Here is a 19,506-nt window from a genome sequence, read left to right as displayed (position 1 = left end):
TATCAATGCTGCGAGGAAGATTGTCGTTCCGCACGGCAATATTTTGACGCTTGTCCCAGCGCCTCACGCAAAGCGGAAACGCCAGTTCCAAGGTGGCTGGAGAGCCAAACTTTTTCTATTTTACCACAGGGTGCCCGCTCTGTCCGTGACTGCAATTCTGCCTTATCTATTTTATTCATCACTGTCAGCCGGTTATCATGCGGTGCGCCGATAGAGTCCAGTGTATTACGAACCACTGCCAATTGTGCTTCACAATCGGAGTGTGCCGCGTCGGCAACGATGATAATAACGTTGCTGGTCGCCGCTTCTTGTAAAGTGGCGTGGAAGCCCGTTAGCAATTCGTGAGGTAGGCGGCGAATAAATCCCACAGTATCGGTAACCACCAGTTGCTCGCCGTCTACGTACAGTCGCCGTGCAGTAGATTCTAGTGTGTCAAACAAGCGGTTGTTAGTCGGTGCGTTGGCACTAGTTAGCAGATTGAACAACGTAGATTTGCCAACGTTGGTGTAGCCTACCAAAGCGGCAGTGGGGACGCCAAATCGCTCGCGCCGGGTACGTGCTAGAGAATTGGAAGCGCTCATTTTTTTAATTTGTCGTTCAATACGCTTGGCTTTATGTGCTAGCAAGCGACGGTCTATTTCGATTTGTTTCTCTCCCGGACCGCCACGTAGACCGATGCCGCCGCGTTGCCGCTCCAAATGTGTCCACCGACCAGCTAAGCGGCTCATATCGCGGCGGCAGCGGGCAAGCTCTACTTGTAATTTGCTATTGTGTGTTTGGGCGCGGTCGCCAAAAATATTAAGAATTAAATCGCTACGGTCTATTACTGACCGTTCCCATTTGATTTTTAAATTTCGCGCCTGCATGGAAGACAATTCGGCACCTACGATGATTAACTCAGCGGTAAATTTTTCAGCTAATTGCAAGCAGTGCTTAATTGCACCTTCGCCGAGCAGTGTCGCTGCTCGCACCTGTCGCAGTCGCACTACATGAACGGCAATGCCAAAATAGCCTGCCGCAGCCGCGAGTTCAGTTAATTCTTCGCTTTCTTCTCTGGCATCATCTCCGGGATACTGCAATACCGCCACTAGTAACGCGCGGCGGCGGTCAATGTTATGCATAGGGATTGTCTTCGGAGCGCAATTCAATACGCAACGGTGTGCCAATTATTTCCAACCGACTGGCAAAAGCTGATGCCAGATAACGGCGGTAATCATCGGCAACGCGCTTAACGCCACCACCGTGAATCACGATTTGTAGTGGATCTTTTCCGCCTTGATGTGCATAACGTAGTTTGGGGCGGAATCCGCCGCTTATTGGCGGTGGATTGTGTTTAACTATTTCTATCAGTGTGCGGGTTAGCAACGCTGTGGAAAACTGTTTGCTACTGCAAGCGATAGCGGTGGAGGCCGCGGCAAGCATGGCTTCCACCGGCAACCGTCCGTTGAGCGCTGATATCGCAAATGCGGGTGCTGAAAAACCTAGTGGCAAAGCGGCGGATAGACGCCGCAAAGCTGCTGGTCGTTCTGAGCGCGGAAGCAAATCGCTTTTGTTGCCAATTACCACGGTAGCACATCCCGATTCGGCAATTAATGAAGCGATGCGTTTATCTTGATAAGAGGCGCCGGCGGCCATATCTGCCACTAACAATGCTACTTTTGCTTGTTGCAGAGCGTATCGAGCTGCTGCCACGCTAAGTCGTTCGCGGACGGTTCGTGCTCGCTGTCGTCTCATGCCGGCGGTGTCAATCAGCGAAAACAAGCCGTGACGGGAGCGAAAAGACGCCATAATACTGTCGCGCGTGGTACCGGGGACTGACGATACTACTGCCCGCTCCTCTTTGAGTAAACGATTGAGTAACGTAGATTTACCGGCGTTGGGACGCCCTACAATAGCCAGCGTTAGAGAATCTTCGTTTTCAATATTGGTGGCAGGTAGCATGACCTCCAATTTTTTCTTAAGTGCTGACACACCGCTACCACGCAGTGCAGATACGGGAAGTATGTCTTCTTGTAAAGAATAAAAATCGGCACAAGCTTCCGCTTCCAGCAGCCCCTCGGCTTTGTTCACGAGCAATAACCGCGGCAGTCGTGGCCATTGCCGGCGTAGCCAATTTAATAAAGCTTTGTCGCCGTATTGCAAGCCACTGCGGGCATCTACCATAACCAGTAGCGCGTCTGCCTTGCCAACGGCCGCTTCGGTTTGGCGTACTGCAGCAGCAGTCCAATCGTCTTCTTCGCCTTGTACGCCACCGGTGTCAATCAGACGTACGTGATGATTAGGGGCAATCGGAATAGTTTCAGTCAGATAATCCAAAGTCATCCCCGGGGCGGCATCTACAATAGCCGCAGGGTGCTTTGTTAAACGATTGAAAAAACGTGATTTGCCAACATTAGGGCGACCAATGATGACAACCGTTGGAAGTTCTTTCAAAATACAACTACCGCTCGAAAGATGTCGCCACTCAGCGTGGCTCCCAGTACTTCTTCCGCATTCAAAGGCTGTAAAAATGCGACTTCACCACTCAAATCCACACTGCCGATAAAACTTCCATCATCTGCCGTTAGCGCAGCCAACGTGCCGTCGGAAAAACCGACAACGACGGCGCCGCGCACAAAAGCCACTGTTTTGGCAGTGGCTAATTCTTGACTCCAAAGCACCTCGCCGTTTTTGGCATCATAAGCTGCTAAATTGCCGTTTACGTCTACAGCAAATACCCTGGTGGCGTATTCGTCTACTGCTACCCGTTTAGCCGCTGACAGTGGTTGCCGCCACAATATTTGGCCGCTTGAAGTGTGCAAACAACCAATGTGACCTTGATAGGCCACCGCACACAATCTATCTTCTCGCACTATCGGTGTGGTTGTATCCAAAATATCGGACAGTGTGCCGGATTTACGGGCAAAGGACAATTTAGTCTGCCATTCAACTCTGCCATTGTTTTGTTGTAACGCGACAATATTGCCGTTGCCCATGCCTGCATAAATGAGTCCATTCGCTGCCGTTGGTGTCGAATCAACTGGCGTGCGCACCAACGTCCGCAACGGCAACACATAGCGCCATAACAAATCGCCGTGCCGAGCAGAATAGGCGCTGATACGCCCGTCCTGCCCGAGCATAAATACGCTACCGTCGCTCACCAAAGGAGAGGCAATCAGGCGAGTATTTAATTCCTTGCGCCATAATTCAGAGCCGTCATAATCATATACTAGTAAAGTCCCGTCGTCAGTGGCTGCCGTCACTACACCGTCGCCACAACTAGTGGCGGCGGTTATCGTATCGGCTGTTTCCATACGAAAAGACGACAAGGCATCACCACCGTCATCTTCTCGCAACAGAAAAAAAGTGCCGCTACGATTGACAGCACAAATCGTACTGCCATCACGAGCGGGGTGTAAAAATCCAGTGTAGGTGCCGACGTTGCGATTCCATATTAATTTTATTTCTCCGTGTCCCGATGTCGTCGGTAGTGAAGTTACGGGTGATTTGGCGGTGTTACTGCCCGCGCAAGAAGAGAGCAATAAAACGGCGACAAGGGCGAAAAAGGTGTGATTCATTGAGATTTTTTAACGTTTATTTCCGTTTTGCTGACAGCATTGTCGAATGCTTCGGCCGGCGTATCGATATCAGTATCGGAAGGTAGTTGATTTTCCTCACCGCTAGTGGGCACAAGAGAATCTTCTGTGTCATTGTCTTTCGCTACCCCGCTGGCTAATGGCAGAATAGAACGGTGTGATAGTAACGCCCCGATTTTAATATTAATTACTGGAAGGTAGCTTTGATGATTGTTTTCGGCAGCTAACAGAAATGCTTCTTCATAGGCCCCGCGCGCCTGCAAATAATGACGGGCGGTAAAATGTGCATCACCACGTCGTTCGGCAAATAGTAACTGCATCTGACTACCTAGCGGTGCATTCTCTTCCAACAAGGTTACCGCTTCATCCGTTTCTCCGGCGTTAATCAGCAATTCTGACAGTCGCAGTGCTGCCAAGGCGCGCAGTCCATCATCTTTCTCATTATCCACAACAGCTTGCAAGTTGCTGCGTGCTTCTTCGGCATTATCATTTTGTACTTGCACTGATGCTAACGCGAATGCCGCTAAGTGGCGTAGACCGGCAAAATCATCGCTTTTATTGATTTGTTGATACGCCTGTGCCGCCGCTTCCGCCTCACCGGCATCGGCCGCCCGCATAACTTGATACAGCGCGTTGCCAGCTTCACGTTGCAAAGCATCATTGTGCGTGGTTTGGTAAGAGAGTCCAGAAACTGCCGACAATATCATCAATAGTCCGGTGATAAGGTGAAATTTGTAGCGTCCCCAGAAATCGAGTAATCGCGTCAGTGCTTCTTCTTGGTCGTAATCTGCCATGTTGTTATCCTGTTTGTATCATCATCATTGCTGCCGTTTCCGCCACCCGAGACGTCAGAACTTGTTGTTGTTCGCCGTCGCATAGTCGCTTTAGAGTCACTTCGCCGGCAGATTCTTCATCGGTGCCGACAATAACTGCTAGTGCCGTATTCATGGCATCTGCTTTTTTGAGTTGGCGAGCTAAATTGCCGCCGCCGACGTGTCGCCATACTGACAAGCCGTTTTTTCTTAGCTGTTCGGCGACGGTGGTGCAATATGAGTCACTGCCGCCAGTGGTAACTAAATAGCAAGTTGGTGCGGGATGAGAGGCTTTATCTACCAGTGCCGCTAGTCGATCCAGCCCCAGAGCAAATCCGCAGCCGGGCAACGCTGGACCACCAATTTGTTCGCTGAGACCATCGTAGCGACCACCGCCGCACAATGTGCTTTGCCGTCGCGAGTCATCTTTGAGTACCCACTCAAATACGGTAAGGTTGTAATAGTCCAATCCCCGTACTAACGTTGTATCCTCAACAAAATCTATTCCCGCGCCAGTAATCATATTTTTAACCGATGCCACATGCTGTTGTGATGCTGTGCCTAATTCATTAGCCAGTAGCGGTGCGGTGTTGACTACTTCCTGCACGGATTTGTTTTTGCTATCCAAAATACGCAAGGGATTGCCGTCTATGCGTGCGCGTGCGGCATCATCCAGTTGCGATTCGTGATGGCGAAAATGCGTTCGCAGCTTTTCGCGATGGTGGGCACGTTCATCCGCTGTACCTAAATTGTTAACAACAAGACAAAGTTTATCTTGCACACCCATATCATTCCATAACTGCGCCAGCATAATAATTTGTTCGGCATCAATAACTGGGTCTGCCACGCCGACGGCTTCGGCGCCCAACTGCCAAAACTGTCGATAGCGTCCTTTTTGTGGGCGCTCACGGCGGAACATGGGACCGCCATACCACACCCGTTCCAATCCACCACGGCGTAAGCCATTTTCTACCAATGCCCGCACCGTGGGTACAGTGGCCTCGGGGCGTAGCGATAATTCTTCGCCACCGGCATCGATAAAGGAATACATTTCTTTTTGTACCACATCGGTGTGTTCGCCTAATTGTCGACAAAACAGCGCTGTACGCTCCACCATCGGAGTCCGAATTTCGGCGTAGCCGTAGCGCGCAAAACAAGCGGCAGCGGTGGTTTCTACCGCTTGCCAGTGAGCGGTATCTTCCGGCAACAAGTCGCGCATGCCACGTACAGAAAGAATAACAGGCATAATTAAGGTTGAATTATCCCGCAAAAAAAAGGAAATTGGCAATACACATGAGTGTGTCCCATCATATCGTACATTCCCAAATCGGCCGACTGTTTATTTTGTCAGCACCTTCGGGTGCGGGTAAAACCACGATTACGAACCAGTTACGGAATTTTGGGGTGGTGCGAGTGTCGGTGTCACACACTACTCGCTTGCCGCGTGAAGGTGAAAAAAACGGCTGTCAATATTTTTTTGTTAATCGCGATGAATTTTTGTGTATGCGTGATTCTGGCGATTTTTTGGAATGGGCGGAAGTGTTTGGCAATTTGTATGGTACTGCTCGCAGTTGGGTAGAAACGCAGCTTGCCGGCGGTACCGATGTATTACTGGAAATTGACGTGCAGGGGGCGTTGCAGGTTAAAAAACACATGCCTGAGGCGGAATTGATTTTTGTTCGGCCGCCGTCTCTAAATGTGCTGGAAAAGCGCTTGCGTGCTCGCGGACAGGATAAAGAAAAATCTATTACGCTACGATTGGCGGCGGCGCGAGACGAATTGCTGCAAGCGTCACAATATGATTATGTTATTATTAACGATGACCTTGAGCGGGCGGTAGCCGAGATAACGGCTGTAATTGCTGGAAAATAGCGGCAATTACCCCCGGCACACAGTCGTACCTTAAGAATTATTTACAAAAAAGGATAGCAACTATGTCACGTACTACTATTGCCGATTGCTTGGAAAAATGCCCAAACCATTTTAATCTTGCTTATCACGCTGCTTCTCGGGCAAATAATATCTTGCGTCGGGGTGATGCTCAAGTGCCCGATAACGATGACAAAGCCATCGTTATCGCCTTGCGCGAGATCGCAAAAGGGCTGTATCCCATATCACCTCTGCTTATTGAAGCGGAGAGCGATACCTAACCTCTGTTATGGCTGGTATCGCCGGGTTAACGCGCAAGCTTGCCGTTTACCTGCCAGAAGAAAGCCTGAAAGATATTGATGCTGCTTATCGATACAGTGAAAAAGCGCACTTTGGTCAGTTGCGTGCCAGTGGCAGACCTTATATTCAACACCCACTCACTGTAGCCGACATTCTAGCCGACTGGCGTTTTGACGCTCAATCTATTATTGCCGCCTTGTTGCATGATGTAGTAGAAGACACTGCCGTGAGTTTGAAGCAAGTACGTGAGGCTTTTGGCGGGACCGTTGCCCATTTGGTGGATGGGTTGTCCAAAATAGAACGTATTGAAGGCATAGATCGGCGCGTTCAGGAAGCCGAAACTTTTCGCAAAATATTACTTGCCGCTGCTGATGATTGGCGGGTGCTGTTCATTAAGCTTGCTGACCGCTTGCACAATATGCGTACGTTATCGGCCATCAACGGCTCTGCTCGCCGCAAGCGAATCGCGCTGGAAACGCTTACTATTTATGCTCCCATTGCCGAGCGTATGGGATTTTCTCCGGTACGTGATGAATTACAAAATCTTGCACTACGCTATTTGCGCCCGCACCGCTATCGGGTATTGTCCAAAGCGCTCAACAATTCCAAAGCCAACAGTCGCCACATTATTGATCGTGTGGAACAGATGACGCGAGAGGCACTACAAAAATACCGTCTTACCGGCGAACTCAAAAAGCGGCGCAAAAATCTTTACAGTATTTACCGCAAAATGGCCAGTCAACGCCTGTCCTTCGCACAAGTAGAAGATATTATAGGTTTTCGGTTGATTGTGGATGGTCGTATGGATTGTTATCTTGCACTCGGTGCGCTACACGAATTTTTTGTGCCTGTGCCGGCACGATTTAAAGATTACATTGCCGTGCCGAAATCAAACGGCTACCAGTCGTTGCACACGGCACTTAGTACTAAAGAAAGTGTCAAAGTAGAGATTCAAATTCGTACTCGTGCCATGCACGAAGTTGCCGAACACGGACTGGCAGCCCACTGGCACTACAAGCAACAAGAGGGGGCTCTGGATAATGCGCAAACAGAAGCGCTGAACCGCTTGTCATCGCTGGTGCGGTTACACGCTGAAAACGACGCGCCTACTGAGTTTATGGAATATGTGCGGGTGGATTTGTCGCCGGGAGAAATGTACGTGCTTACTCCAGACGGAAAAGTAGTTAATCTGCCACCCGGCGCTACCGCACTGGATTTCGCTTATTCCATCCACACAGATGTGGGCGACCATGCTGAAAGCGCTGTGGTAAATGGTCAAATCGTTCCCATCTCATCACGTCTCAAAAACGGCGACCAAATTTCCATTAAAACCAATCCCAATATTGTGCCGCTACCACATTGGATTAATCTTGCCAAAACAGCGCGCGCCCGTTCACATATCCGTCAGCGGTTAAACGCTGCCAGTCGTGAAGAATCCATCGCTTTAGGGAGAAAATTACTACACAATGCTTTGCAAAAAATAGAAGCTCGTTCTGATGACATTAGCGATGATCATTGGCGTGCGTTTTTGAATTCACAAAACATGCAAACAGCCGATGAGCTATATTTGGAACTGGGGTTGGGTAAAGTAATTCCCGATATTGTGGCGCGAGGGTTGTTACGACGACAGGTACGGCAAAACAAAAGTGGTCGCTTGCAGCCGGTTTCCATCGCTGGGGCAGGAAGCGCTGCTATTACGTTGTCTTCATGTTGCCATCCATTGCCAACAGAGTCTATTATTGGGTTGTTGCAAAAAAATCGAGGGCTGATAGTGCACGCCAATCATTGTCCGATGGTGCAAATAATGCCCAACCGCCGCTCCGAAAAATGGATTGATGTGGCGTGGAGCGACAAAGCAACAAATAGTCTGTATCGCAGCACTATCGCATTGGAGTGTCGCAACCGCTCGGGATTAGCGACATCGGTATCTTCGGCTATCAGCGGTATGGATGTGAACATTGTAACTTTTAACTTCAATTCCGGAGCACTCGAATGTGACAGTATTCAAATGGAAACTATGGTTGAAGTTCACAGTTTGAGCGTGCTGGAAACGCTACTACAGACGTTGCGCCAGTTGCCCGACGTGATAGAAGCAAAACGCCGCTTACCAGAGTTGGAAAAAAATGCCCGCATAGAACATTGATGCTTGGTAAATATAGCGCCATATTGATAAAGTGAAAAATTAATGTACGTCAAGCAACAATACTATCTACATAATGCCGTTATTTATTGAAAACACCAATATTGTCCGCGCTTATGTTCGCTGGGGGAAGCAGCACGGTTGGAATTCGCCGTTGTTTTCTGACACCGAAAAAGAGCTGTCGTACCGTAGCTGTTATCGCGCTGCTTGGGCGCTTGGGAAAATTATCGCTGCCCGCCACTCGCATGGTGAGCGAATCGGCGTACTGTTGCCCTCATCTGTCGGTGCGACCATTGTTTTTTATGCTGCGCTTTTTTACCGCCTTACGCCCGTGATGTTGAACCCGGTTGTTGGGTCTCGAAATTTTCAATCCGCTTGTCGCACGGCGGTAATAAGCACTGTTTACACGTCAAAAAAATTTCTGGATAATTTACTCACAGCAGAAGCACTCACGCAAGCGGCTCAAGATGCTGGAGCTACTGTGGTATGTTTAGAAGACTTGCGCCCGCAAATTAATACAAAAATTAAAATTGGCGCTGTCTTGGCGTCATTGTTTCCCGCTTTATCGGTGACTCGTTTGCCGGGTGCGGTTAGTTCGGAAAATGAAGCCGCGGCTATATTATTTACTTCTGGCTCCGAAGGCGCGCCTAAGGGTGTATCGCTAAGCCATGGCAATTTGCTTGCCAATGTTGCGCAAGTGCTTTGTCGTCTGCCGGGAGCGGCTGGACTGCGCATGCTCAATTGCATGCCAGTATTTCATTCATTTGGTCTGCTAGCCGGCGTGGTGTTGCCGGCGGCGGGTGGGATGTTTGCTCGTCAGTATCCCACTCCTTTGCATTACCGGCAAATACCGAAAATTGTCAAAAAACACCGCGCGGAAATTTTTTTCAGTGCTAATACTTTTTTATTGCGTTACGCAGACGAAGTGGGGTCAGCGGATTTGCAATCGTTGCGCTATGTCTTTGCGGGTGCTGAAAAATTGCAAGACGCCACTCGCACATTGTGGGCTGAAAAGTTTAACATCAGTATTTTAGAAGGCTATGGAGTAACCGAAACGGCGCCGGTTATCGCCGTCAATGCGCCAGAGACTAACCGCCCTGGCTCGGTGGGAAAGCCGCTAGACGGTATTGTCGTTCGCTTGGAGCAGGTGGCGGGTGTTGCTAAAGGCGGGCGGTTACACATTAAAGGACCCAATGTTATGTTGGGATACTTTCACGCTGACAAACCGGGTGTACTACAGCCGCCGCCTGATGGCTGGCACGATACCGGTGACATTGTCGAATTGGACGATGATGGTTATCTTTATATTAAGGGGAGAATGCGGCGGTTCATTAAAATTGCTGGTGAAATGGTGCCGCTGGATGTCATCGGAGAAACATTGAAGGCACACTGGTTGGATTTTGATTTTTCGGTCACCAGCCTGCAAGATACGCGGCGTGGCGAAGAACCGGTGTTATTGACCACCATGCCGGAAGCAAACCGTCAAAATATTGCTGCCGTTATCCAAGATGCCGGTCTCCCATCGCTGTGGCAGCCGCGTCGGGTGTTTGTTGTAGAAAATATTCCCCTGCAACCTACCGGTAAACCAGACTATCTTGCCATTCAACAACTGGCGGCGGAGTGTGATAAAAAATCGTTGTGCGCTAGTAGAAAATGAGAGTTTCGCTGAAATGCACGTGATGAGGGTGTTTCCTCGTTTGTTTTGGTGCCGATGCCAAACCGGCTGCCGTCGAATCCTCATGCACATCAATATTGTTGTGCTTCGGCCTGTTCGCTTAGCTCTTCAAAATGCTCATTGTCAGATATTTCCTGAATGAAGAGCAAAGCTTCAACGAATTCGATATCCATATCCTCAGATGGATTCATCAAAACTTGGTAGAGTGTCTCAAAATCCAACTCGAAGCTAAAATTGCGTACAGTCAGGTAGCCTTCGTATCGTTTGAGAAATGTGATCAGGTTATCTTGTTGAATGTTTTTCAAAACATCAGGTTGGGAAAAACGTCGTAAATTATAGGTGCTCATTTGGTTATCCTCCTTAGGGTTCGTCTAGGAGGGCCTCGGTATCAAAACCCGAGCAGACGTGTAAGACCTTCCCAATTATTTTAAGTTCATCCTGTTGTCCTATGATGATGGGTTTAAGTTTCTGATTTTCAAGGCGCAATTCAATATGCTCCCCTTCAATGCTCAGCCGCTTTACAGTGGCTTCTTCGCCGACCATGGCTACAACAATATCGCTGTTTTCAGCAATCGGCTGTTAGCGCACGACCACATAATCTCCTTCGAAAATATCAGCATCATGCTGTCGCCTTGCACTTTAAGCGCAAAGCATTTCCAGCGCAGAATATTATCCGGCACCATGACCTGACCAATCTGGTTTTCAAGGGCAAGAATCGGTTGACCAGCCGCTACCATCCCCCAAAACAGGAACAGCTGTCAGATTTGTTTTAGGGTATGGAAACACAATATGGACAACGCCTAACTTGTTTATCCAGTTCGGCGTTAGTGACGGAACTAGTGGTCTCGGAGACGAAACACAATATATCCGTATCCAATATTCTACTGACGCCAATTTTGTCATTTTTTCTGTAAGAGCCACCAATGCGTTCGATTTTGTCAAAATTTATGGTGCTGGTTAATCGTGGCTATAATAATAGCGTGCTGAAATGGATAAAACATAAGTTATTTAGCTCGGGATGGTATTGGTAGCGGCGGTATGCTCGCGGTCGCACATCGGGTTCGGGTTCTTATGGTGAGCGCGGCAACAAGAAAGCAGAGGTGTTGAACACATTGCTAGCGCAGTACAACATTACAGATATTATAGATTTTGGTTGTGGTGATGGTAATCAAATATCTATGTTGCGCGGCATAGATAGTTATCTCGGCATAGATGTCAGTGCGGAGGCAATTAAACTTTGCCAGCAGTGGTGTAAAAACATAGCGAACCCCCGTTGGATGTTATTGAGTGATTATCGGAGCGAAACAGCAGAGGCAGCCCTGTCTCTTGATGTTATCTACCACTTGGTAGAGGAGAGTATCTATGAACAGCACTTACATTTATTGTTTGGGGCAGCACAGCAGTTAGTTGTTATTTATGGGGAGGACAAAGATCTGATTCCAACAACTAAACACATCTTGCACAGAAAATTTACGGATTGGATAAAGCAATACTACCCGCAATGGTGCTTAGCTAATACGATAACTGTACCCCAGACCAATACAAGTTTTTATTTATTACGCGCTCATCTCCCCGCTTTCGTTAAGACCTTCACCCCCCTGACAGGGAGAAGGTTAGGATGAGGGGACTAACCAACAATGTAGGCATACAGGTGCCACACCGTACCATGAAAATTAAAAAATGGCACGACAAAAGCACGGGATTGAGACTATTATCATTGACGATAATACTCGTCCTATCGAGATACCGATTTCATCGGTAATTAGATTGTTGTGTTCACCCTTTCATTCAAACGACTTGGCAGTAGCGATTGCGCTACAAACAACGGCTGAAATAACTGCATCCCCCCCCCGACCTTAATCTAGACACCCAAAATGTATCACTTTGCAATTAATTTGTCATTTTACAGCCAACTTTGTATACTTTTTTGAATGCCGTCGGCGGTCAATCCGGTTGCTGCTAGTAGCTTTGCTGGTGCTCCGTGATGAATGAATTCGTCAGGTAACCCTAGCTGTAGTATAGGCTTGGTTACTCCGTGGCGGTGTAGGCATTCGGATATCGCATCGCCGGCGCCGCCGGCAATAACATTTTCTTCTACTGTTACCAGATAGTCGTGTGTTTCAGATAATTGCAAGATCAATGCTTCATCTAGCGGTTTGACAAAACGCATATTCGCCACTGTTGCGGATAACGTTTCCGCTGCCGTCGTTGCCGGATAAGCCATCGCACCGAATGCAAGTACCGCTATTTTTTTTCCTTGCCGCATGATTTGACCTTTACCTAGCGGTAGCGTTTGGTTGTCTCGCACGACCTCAATTCCCGGCCCCGTACCGCGTGGATAACGTACTGCTGTCGGCCCGGGTGTGATTAGCGCAGTGTTAAGCATGTGCCAAGCTTCGTTTTCGTCGGCAGGTGCCATGATGGTGAGGTTAGGTACGCAGCGTAAATAAGATAAATCAAAAGCACCGTGATGTGTGGCGCCATCGGCTCCTACCAATCCGGCACGATCAATGGCGAATACTACTGGCAGGTTTTGGATGGCGATATCGTGTATCAATTGATCATACGCCCGTTGCAAAAAGGTAGAATAAATCGCTACTACAGGCTTCATGCCGCCGCAGGAGAGACCAGCGGCAAAAGTTAGCGCATGCTGCTCGGCAATGCCTACGTCAAAATATTGTGAGGGGTACCGTTGTGAAAATTCCACCAACCCTGAGCCATCCCGCATCGCTGGCGTAATGACCACTAATTTTGGCTCACGAGCAGCGGCGTCACATACCCAGTCACCAAATATTTGAGTATAGGTGGGTGATTTTTTTTCACCGGGGTTTTCCACTTTCATCGGTGCAATACCGTTTTCTGGCTCAAAACGACTAACGCCGTGATACAGAACAGGGTCGGCTTCGGCTTTTTTAAATCCGCGTCCTTTAACCGTTACTACGTGTAAAAATTGAGGGCCAGCCGAGTCGCGCAGTCCTGACAAGGTAGAAACCAGCAGCGGCAAATCGTGACCATCAATGGGTCCTACGTAATTAAAACCAAACTCTTCAAATAGAGTGCCCGGCAGCACCATTCCCTTAAGGTGTTCGTGAGCGCGGCGGGCAAAACGCTGCATTACCGGGAGTCCCGACAACATACGCTGACCACCACGTTGCATGCGTCCATAAAAGCGACTTGCCAAGACACGCCCCAAATAGTTATTAATTGCTCCTACCGCTGGTGAAATAGACATTTCATTATCATTGAGCACGACCAATAAATCGGTGTTTTTTAAGTCGCCAGCGTTATTGAGTGCCTCAAACGCCATGCCGCCAGACAGCGCACCATCGCCGATAATTGCTGTTACTCGCCGTTTTTCTTTTAGTTGTCTAGCTGCCACCGCCATGCCTAGTGCCGCGGATATGGAGGTGCTTGAATGTGCGGTGCCAAAAGTATCGTATTCGCTTTCTTCACGGCGTGGGAAACCAGACAGCCCACCTAACTGGCGAATGGTGTGCAGCTGCTTTGCTCGTCCAGTGAGCGTTTTGTGACCGTATGTTTGATGTCCCACGTCCCACACCAACAAGTCGTGCGGCGTATTGTAGACGTAATGCAAGGCGATGGTCAGTTCTACCACGCCCAAATTAGAAGATAAATGTCCGCCGACGCGACTCACCACATCCAACAAGAAAGCGCGCAATTCGTCGGCTAACTGTGGCAGTTGGGTGGGTGTCAGTGCTCGCACATCGGCGGGAGACTGAATGGAATCTAGTAATTTAGACATCGTCGTTATTATGAATATCATTTGCAGGAGAGAAAAAATCCTGCAATGCCAACCAGTATGACTCTGTTTCAATATCGCCATGTGTAGTGTCAGGTAGTGTCACCATTGTGTGCGGCGTTGTCCAGTGTTCAATTAAATTGTAGCTGTGTTTGTGTGGCACCATATAATCTTTTTCTGATAAAACAAACAGCGTTGGTGCTTGTACCATAGGTGCTTCTGCCAGCGTATTCATATCATGACGCAACAAGGATTTAACTGGAAACAGCGGAAAGCGTCCTTGTGCCACGTTGCTGATGCTATCAAAAGGTGTGATGAGCGCTAATCGGTTAACATCACGGCGCGAGGCGACATACGTTGCGGGATAGCCGCCCATACTGCGCCCCATCAGACAAATATTTTCTGGTGATAAATTTAATCGTTCAATTATTTCGTCAAAAATTAATAATGCATCAGCGCGAATGGTAGCGGCAGATGAGGTGCCGCTACTCTGACCATAACCACGATAATTGACATACAACTGCGGGATATTAAAGTTTTTTGCGTTGTTAATCACGTTGTGCGATAACTCTTCATTGTTGCCGCCAAAATAAATTAATAATTTGCAGTTATCTGTGTTGTCATTATCCACTCCCGGATGGAGCCAACCGCGCAACACGGTACCGTCGGAGGCGGTAAATTCTACCGTCATGGTAGCCAGAGAACGAATATTGTCGGGCGGTGAGGGTTTGGGAAAAAATATCATTTTTTCCTGCATTAACCATAAATAAATGAGAATAGCAGCGTACAACAAAACACAGCCAAATAATATTTTCAGCCACAGTGTGAGCATGCTATTTTATCCTGACAGTTTCGAAATATCTGCCACTTGATTGAGCTGCTTACGCAGCTCGGCTAGTAAGGCGAAGCGGTTAGTACGAATGCGTTCGTCATCGGTATTAACCATTACATGTTCAAAAAAAGCGGATACGGGTTGTGCAATTTTGAGTAACTCTTGTAAGAGGGAACTAAATTCTTGTTCTTTAATATCAGTGCGATTGTTGTTTTTAAATTTGGTAATAGCTGCCCACAATTCGCGTTCTTCTTTTTCGCAGAATAAAGACTCATCTGGAGATTGCAGATTATTAGCACGTACATCTGATTTGCGAAAAATATTATTGACGCGCTTGTTCGCTTCAATGAGCGAGTTGGCTTCTTCTCTCTGTATGAAATTGTAGAGGGCATCAATTTTGGGTGCGACATCTCTTAACATCGGTTGTGGTGTTGAAAAAATCGCATTGAGCATGTTTTTTTTTGTTATTTTTTTCTGGCTTTCTTCTTTGGTTGTTAGCAAAGGCTTTTCTGCTAATAGAATAGCACGGAGCCGCCCATCAATAAAGTTTTGTATTTCGGAGATATTAAATTGGGGTAATTTATCAAAAGTGTTTCTGGCAATATTGATCAGTTTGTCGGTAGGCAATGCATATCTAGTAAGGGTTAAAATGTTTACTATCATGGCTGCCGCTCCTCGAAGCCCGTGCGGGTCTTTGTTCCCGGCAGGTTTCTCACCAATCCCAAATAGCCCAACTAATTTTTCTAATTGGCAGGCAAGGATTAGTACACTTCCCATTTTTAGAAATTTATTCTCTGACGGGAGCAGAGGAAGAGGAGAGTTTTCATAATTGTTATGCCAGCGTACGAGCTCGTACACATCAGAAGGTTGGCCTGTAATTGAATCGGTTTTTTGACAACAATATTCGGCTGCCATCATGCCTTCAAATTCCGGATATTCACCAATCATCAAAGTTGACAAATCGGCTTTACATATTTTAGTAGCATTGACAAGCGTGTGTTGTTGTTGCTCATCAAGGTTCATTAACTCAGCAATGTTGGCGGTAATGTTTTGCAATCGTTCTACGCGCTGATATTGACTACCTAATTTTTGATGATAAACAATATCTTTTAATTTTTCTAGAGCACTATCTAAAGACAATTTTTTATCTTCGCGGATATAAAAATCAACATCCCGTAAACGCGCTCGCAATACTGTGTTAAACCCATCAATCATGCCTCGATCATTTTTAGGTTTGTTGTCGGCGACAAACAAATAATGTTGAGACAATTTGCCTTCTTTAAGATGCAGGCTTTTTTCTGATTCCCATAGCGGAAAATACCGTTGATGTTTGGTCATACAGCCAACGGTACAAAAAGTTGGCAATGATAAAAAATCTTTTTCTACAACGCCTTGGTACACGGTGGGTTTTTCGCACATTGCTGTAACTTCTTGCAATAATAAATTTGTATCGTATCCTATTTCTGTTTTTCCGGGTATGACGACTCTTTTTGTTTTGCCCTGAAGGTTAATTTCTACAACTTGGTTGCCAAAAGAAGACATCTCATCTGGAAAATCCCATTTTTTATTCGGGGGAGTAAGAGAAAGGCCAATATATTTTTCGATTTCGTTTTCTTTTTCCCATAATTGCTCGCGAATATTATTTTTGCGGCTTTCAAAATCAACAATAACGTTTCCGTTTTCTTCCATTACCAATTCGTATTTGTCGGCGGACGAAATAATGATATCTCCCGAAGATAATGCCCGATGTCCTTGTGTGGAATTGCTAGTTTGTTTTCCTAACACGCAGCCGTTAATCACGGATGTGCCATGCATGAGCACCACGCCACGTACCGGACGGATGAATTTGTAATCATAATCCCCCCAACGCATCAAGCGAGGTGCGCTAAGATGGAGCAATGTTTTTTCCACTAAGATGGGCAATTCATCGGCTAGTTTTTTTCCGGGTTGTGTACCTTTCCAAGCAACATAAACGCGTTCTTTATCTTCGGTTTGAGTTAAGTCTTTTTCGCAGGTTACGCCTACCGAATGCATAAATCCGATTAATGCTTTTGTTGGCGCACCATCTTTGTCGTGGCAGGCAGTTAACTGTGGGCCACGGCGAAAATCATCGCGAGGCGGTGATTCGGCGGGAATGTTTTCTAGTAGTGCCGCCAATCGTCGTGGCGTAGCAAAAGTGATTGTTTGAGTAGTGACTTTTTGGTTAGTTGGATTTTTTTTGTCTTTGCAAAATCGTTTTGATTTTGCGGTGGCAAAACCTGTCTGCCGCAAACTTTCCAGTAAGGCATCGGGGAAATCATTCCCCAGCCGCCACAATAATGCCGGTGGTAGCTCTTCTGTTCGTACCTCTACTAGTAATGTTTGGTCTATCATCTTATTGCAATGACATTAGCCGTTCAATTCAGGAAAGTCTGACTTGGTAAATAGCGCCATGACTGGCGCGTTGTATTGTGTTTCCAGTTTCTGTTTGCCGCCGGCTTCACGGTCTATGATGGCAGCGATGCCGGCAATTTTGTGTCCTGCTGCCAACAGTTCATCACAGGCATAAGCGATGGAGCCGCCGGTAGTGATGACATCTTCCACCACCAACACTTGCTGACCTGAGGGTTGTTCGTTTTCTATAAGACTTTTGGTGCCGTGTTTTTTGGCTTCTTTTCGCACGATAGACGCGCGGCACAGTGGTAGATTTCGTTGGGTGGCGCGCATGATAGCGGCGGCAGCGATAAAATCCGCACCCAAAGTGGGACCGCCAATAAGTGTTGGTGATGGCGACAAGGCAGGTGCTACTTCATCTAGTAGCCAGTCAGCTAGTGGTGTTAAAAACTCACCATTTAATGTTGCACGCTTGCAATCAAAATAAAAATTGGCGGTGCCACCGCCAGACAATTGAATTTCGCCGGCTAGTAGGCAGTGATCTGCCAAAAATTGCCGCATTTTTTTGTGTTTCATTGTGCAACCTTTTATTGTTTGTTTTGTAAAGGAAAGCCTAGTTTTTCCCGTGATTCAAAATATGCTCGTGCACATTGGCGTGCTAATTTTCTCACCCGTGCGATATAGCGCGTCCGCTCCGACACAGCAATGACGCCGCGTGCATCCAACAAATTAAACAAATGTGAGCATTTTATCGTCATTTCGTAAGCTGGTAACGGCAGTGGTGACGAATCTAAAAGTGTTTGTGCTTCACCTTCTATGCTATCAAATAGCTGGGCTAATAAAGCCGTATTTGCTCGCTCGAAATTGTAAGCAGAATGCTCTTTTTCGTTTTGCAAATACACATCAGCGTAGGTTGTATCTTCCGTCCACTGTAAGTCAAAAACGCTCTTACATTGTTGTATAAACATCGCCAATCTTTCTAGTCCATAGGTTATTTCACCCATGACTGGCTTGGCAGGCAGACCGCCGACTTCTTGAAAATAAGTAAATTGCGAAACTTCCATGCCATTAAGCCAAACTTCCCAACCCAGACCCCAGGCGCCTAAAGTAGGCGATTCCCAATTATCTTCAATAAAACGAATGTCATTAGCGGTAGCATCTATCCCTAAAACTTCCAGCGACTGTAAATACAATTCTTGAAAATTGTCTGGCGATGGTTTCATCACAGTTTGAAATTGATAATAGTGTTGTAGACGGTTTGGATTATCGCCGTAGCGACCGTCTTGTGGACGCCGTGAAGGTTGTGCATAGGCGGCTTTCCATGGCTCTGGCCCTATCGCCCGCAAAAAGGTGGCTGGGTGAAAAGTACCGGCACCTACTTCTCCGTCAAAAGGCTGTATGAGTACGCACCCTTGTTCTCCCCAAAAATTCTGTAATGCCAAAATGATTTGTTGAAATGTGCGGGTGACCATACCGCCGCAATTATAATGGGGAAATGATTCATCTTTCCTTTTTCCTTGCGCCAAGGAGGCACTGCCCGTTGGGTGGGTTTTTAAGGGGTTAGGTTTTTTTCTACTATCATGTCCAATAATCAAATTTATTTAGATTACAACGCTACAACACCGTTACATCCGCGAGTATTAGAAGCGATGATGCCGTATTTGACAGAAAATTACGGTAATGCTTCCAGTCGCCATGATTGGGGGCGGCGAGCACACCAAGCCGTGGAGACCGCTCGTGAGCAAGTTGCTACAGCGGTGGGAGCATATCCGGAGGAGGTTGTTTTTACTGCATCTGGTACAGAAAGTAATAACACCATTATTAAGGGCGTGTCTTTAATGTCAATGCGCAATGTGGTAACGGCAACAGCGACGGAGCATCCTTGTGTTTTGTGTGCGGCGCGTGGAACGCAGCGTGGTGGATTTTCTTTTGTCCCTTTGGCAGTAGATAGTGCAGGGCGGTTGGATAAAAATGATTTAACACAGACTCTCGCTGGCGATAGCGTGGCGCTGGTGTCTGTCATGCGTGCGAACAATGAAACTGGCGTGTTGCAGGATATTGCTACCATTGCTCCGGAAGTGAGAGCTGCGGGTGCTGTTATGCACACGGATGCAGCACAAGCGTTAGGGAAAATCCCGCTAAATTTTAAAGCTTTAGGAGTAGACGCCAT

The 19,506-nt window shown here is 47.4% G+C and carries 19 protein-coding genes; 7 read left to right on the top strand and 12 right to left on the bottom strand.

The annotated features are described in order from the left end of the window. Positions 1-2 precede the first annotated feature (2 nt). The 5 genes from hflX to hisS are packed head-to-tail and all read right to left on the bottom strand — an operon-like array spanning position 3 to position 5,633. Entirely contained in the window at positions 3-1,121 is a 1,119-nt protein-coding gene (gene hflX / locus NQX30_00095; GenBank protein ID MDM5146791.1) for a GTPase HflX, read from the bottom strand. Further along, complete coding sequence (gene der, locus NQX30_00090; protein MDM5146790.1) at positions 1,114-2,433, bottom strand: ribosome biogenesis GTPase Der; 1,320 nt, start codon at positions 2,431-2,433, stop codon at positions 1,114-1,116. Before der ends, hflX begins: the two co-directional genes overlap by 8 nt. Continuing rightward, a complete protein-coding gene (locus NQX30_00085) occupies positions 2,430-3,557 on the bottom strand; it encodes a PQQ-binding-like beta-propeller repeat protein (GenBank protein MDM5146789.1) in 1,128 nt (375 codons plus the stop codon). Before NQX30_00085 ends, der begins: the two co-directional genes overlap by 4 nt. Further along, the gene (locus tag NQX30_00080; GenBank protein MDM5146788.1) at positions 3,554-4,369 is read right to left on the bottom strand and encodes a tetratricopeptide repeat protein; all 816 of its coding nucleotides are present in this window, start codon (positions 4,367-4,369) and stop codon (positions 3,554-3,556) included. The genes NQX30_00085 and NQX30_00080 overlap by 4 nt, the downstream gene beginning before the upstream one ends. Positions 4,370-4,373: 4 nt before the next feature. After that, positions 4,374-5,633: a histidine--tRNA ligase gene (gene hisS / locus NQX30_00075; protein ID MDM5146787.1), complete on the bottom strand. Its 1,260-nt coding sequence runs from the start codon at positions 5,631-5,633 to the stop codon at positions 4,374-4,376. A 47-nt stretch (positions 5,634-5,680) separates the two neighbouring features. Between hisS and gmk the strand changes: the two genes are divergently transcribed. The 4 genes from gmk to NQX30_00055 all read left to right on the top strand — a co-directional run bounded on the left by gmk (position 5,681) and on the right by NQX30_00055 (position 10,353). Then, positions 5,681-6,259: a guanylate kinase gene (gene gmk / locus NQX30_00070; GenBank protein ID MDM5146786.1), complete on the top strand. Its 579-nt coding sequence runs from the start codon at positions 5,681-5,683 to the stop codon at positions 6,257-6,259. 62 nt (positions 6,260-6,321) lie between these two features. Continuing rightward, a complete protein-coding gene (rpoZ, locus tag NQX30_00065) occupies positions 6,322-6,537 on the top strand; it encodes a DNA-directed RNA polymerase subunit omega (protein ID MDM5146785.1) in 216 nt (71 codons plus the stop codon). Positions 6,538-6,545: 8 nt separating this feature from the next. Further along, positions 6,546-8,699 carry a bifunctional (p)ppGpp synthetase/guanosine-3',5'-bis(diphosphate) 3'-pyrophosphohydrolase gene (locus NQX30_00060; GenBank protein MDM5146784.1) on the top strand — a complete coding sequence of 718 codons (2,154 nt, stop codon included), beginning with the start codon at positions 6,546-6,548 and terminating at the stop codon, positions 8,697-8,699. A gap of 73 nt (positions 8,700-8,772) precedes the next feature. Then, complete coding sequence (locus NQX30_00055) at positions 8,773-10,353, top strand: AMP-binding protein (GenBank protein ID MDM5146783.1); 1,581 nt, start codon at positions 8,773-8,775, stop codon at positions 10,351-10,353. Between the two features lie 89 nt (positions 10,354-10,442). On the opposite strand, the gene NQX30_00050 is transcribed toward NQX30_00055, so the two are convergent. Both NQX30_00050 and NQX30_00045 read right to left on the bottom strand, forming a co-directional pair. Continuing rightward, positions 10,443-10,718 carry a hypothetical protein gene (locus NQX30_00050; protein MDM5146782.1) on the bottom strand — a complete coding sequence of 92 codons (276 nt, stop codon included), beginning with the start codon at positions 10,716-10,718 and terminating at the stop codon, positions 10,443-10,445. Positions 10,719-10,916: 198 nt separating this feature from the next. Further along, positions 10,917-11,108 (bottom strand): hypothetical protein, encoded by a 192-nt coding sequence (locus tag NQX30_00045; GenBank protein ID MDM5146781.1) that lies wholly within the window; start codon positions 11,106-11,108, stop codon positions 10,917-10,919. A gap of 363 nt (positions 11,109-11,471) precedes the next feature. Here NQX30_00045 and NQX30_00040 point away from each other — a divergent pair, with 363 nt between their 5' ends. Beyond that, complete coding sequence (locus tag NQX30_00040; GenBank protein ID MDM5146780.1) at positions 11,472-11,993, top strand: class I SAM-dependent methyltransferase; 522 nt, start codon at positions 11,472-11,474, stop codon at positions 11,991-11,993. A gap of 58 nt (positions 11,994-12,051) precedes the next feature. Next, a complete protein-coding gene (locus tag NQX30_00035; protein MDM5146779.1) occupies positions 12,052-12,231 on the top strand; it encodes a hypothetical protein in 180 nt (59 codons plus the stop codon). Positions 12,232-12,274: 43 nt separating this feature from the next. Here the strand turns inward: NQX30_00035 and dxs are convergent, their stop codons facing one another. Genes dxs through glyQ form a run of 5 tightly spaced genes read right to left on the bottom strand, consistent with a single transcriptional unit; the run spans position 12,275 to position 18,808 of the window. Next, positions 12,275-14,134: a 1-deoxy-D-xylulose-5-phosphate synthase gene (gene dxs / locus NQX30_00030; protein ID MDM5146778.1), complete on the bottom strand. Its 1,860-nt coding sequence runs from the start codon at positions 14,132-14,134 to the stop codon at positions 12,275-12,277. Next, on the bottom strand, positions 14,127-14,963 hold the full coding sequence (locus NQX30_00025) for a hypothetical protein (GenBank protein MDM5146777.1): 837 nt from the start codon (positions 14,961-14,963) through the stop codon (positions 14,127-14,129). Before NQX30_00025 ends, dxs begins: the two co-directional genes overlap by 8 nt. 6 nt (positions 14,964-14,969) lie before the next feature. Continuing rightward, positions 14,970-17,336, bottom strand: a complete 2,367-nt coding sequence (glyS, locus tag NQX30_00020) for a glycine--tRNA ligase subunit beta (GenBank protein ID MDM5146776.1) — start codon at positions 17,334-17,336, stop codon at positions 14,970-14,972. 15 nt (positions 17,337-17,351) lie between these two features. Next, complete coding sequence (gene pyrE, locus NQX30_00015) at positions 17,352-17,912, bottom strand: orotate phosphoribosyltransferase (GenBank protein MDM5146775.1); 561 nt, start codon at positions 17,910-17,912, stop codon at positions 17,352-17,354. An 11-nt stretch (positions 17,913-17,923) separates the two neighbouring features. Further along, complete coding sequence (glyQ, locus tag NQX30_00010) at positions 17,924-18,808, bottom strand: glycine--tRNA ligase subunit alpha (GenBank protein ID MDM5146774.1); 885 nt, start codon at positions 18,806-18,808, stop codon at positions 17,924-17,926. Between the two features lie 108 nt (positions 18,809-18,916). On the opposite strand from glyQ, the gene NQX30_00005 reads away from it, so the two are divergent. Next, on the top strand, positions 18,917-19,506 hold a 590-nt coding region (locus NQX30_00005), incomplete at its 3' end, for an aminotransferase class V-fold PLP-dependent enzyme (protein MDM5146773.1).

The organism is Candidatus Persebacteraceae bacterium Df01 (genome assembly GCA_030386295.1).
In the GTDB taxonomy this organism is placed as follows: Bacteria; Pseudomonadota; Gammaproteobacteria; order Tethybacterales; family Persebacteraceae; genus Doriopsillibacter; species Doriopsillibacter californiensis.
This window is presented reverse-complemented; position numbering and strand designations above follow the sequence as displayed.

Bases quoted from the DNA above. Each gene is read 5' to 3' on its own strand.
- dxs (MDM5146778.1), bottom strand. From the start codon at position 14,134: ATGTCTAAATTACTAGATTCCATTCAGTCTCCCGCCGATGTGCGAGCA.
- NQX30_00025 (MDM5146777.1), bottom strand. From the start codon at position 14,963: ATGCTCACACTGTGGCTGAAAATATTATTTGGCTGTGTTTTGTTGTAC.
- hisS (MDM5146787.1), bottom strand. From the start codon at position 5,633: ATGCCTGTTATTCTTTCTGTACGTGGCATGCGCGACTTGTTGCCGGAA.
- NQX30_00055 (MDM5146783.1), top strand. From the start codon at position 8,773: ATGCCGTTATTTATTGAAAACACCAATATTGTCCGCGCTTATGTTCGC.
- NQX30_00035 (MDM5146779.1), top strand. From the start codon at position 12,052: ATGGCACGACAAAAGCACGGGATTGAGACTATTATCATTGACGATAAT.
- NQX30_00085 (MDM5146789.1), bottom strand. From the start codon at position 3,557: ATGAATCACACCTTTTTCGCCCTTGTCGCCGTTTTATTGCTCTCTTCT.
- NQX30_00080 (MDM5146788.1), bottom strand. From the start codon at position 4,369: ATGGCAGATTACGACCAAGAAGAAGCACTGACGCGATTACTCGATTTC.
- NQX30_00060 (MDM5146784.1), top strand. From the start codon at position 6,546: ATGGCTGGTATCGCCGGGTTAACGCGCAAGCTTGCCGTTTACCTGCCA.
- glyS (MDM5146776.1), bottom strand. From the start codon at position 17,336: ATGATAGACCAAACATTACTAGTAGAGGTACGAACAGAAGAGCTACCA.
- gmk (MDM5146786.1), top strand. From the start codon at position 5,681: ATGAGTGTGTCCCATCATATCGTACATTCCCAAATCGGCCGACTGTTT.
- hflX (MDM5146791.1), bottom strand. From the start codon at position 1,121: ATGCATAACATTGACCGCCGCCGCGCGTTACTAGTGGCGGTATTGCAG.
- NQX30_00045 (MDM5146781.1), bottom strand. From the start codon at position 11,108: ATGGTAGCGGCTGGTCAACCGATTCTTGCCCTTGAAAACCAGATTGGT.
- NQX30_00050 (MDM5146782.1), bottom strand. From the start codon at position 10,718: ATGAGCACCTATAATTTACGACGTTTTTCCCAACCTGATGTTTTGAAA.
- glyQ (MDM5146774.1), bottom strand. From the start codon at position 18,808: ATGGTCACCCGCACATTTCAACAAATCATTTTGGCATTACAGAATTTT.
- pyrE (MDM5146775.1), bottom strand. From the start codon at position 17,912: ATGAAACACAAAAAAATGCGGCAATTTTTGGCAGATCACTGCCTACTA.
- rpoZ (MDM5146785.1), top strand. From the start codon at position 6,322: ATGTCACGTACTACTATTGCCGATTGCTTGGAAAAATGCCCAAACCAT.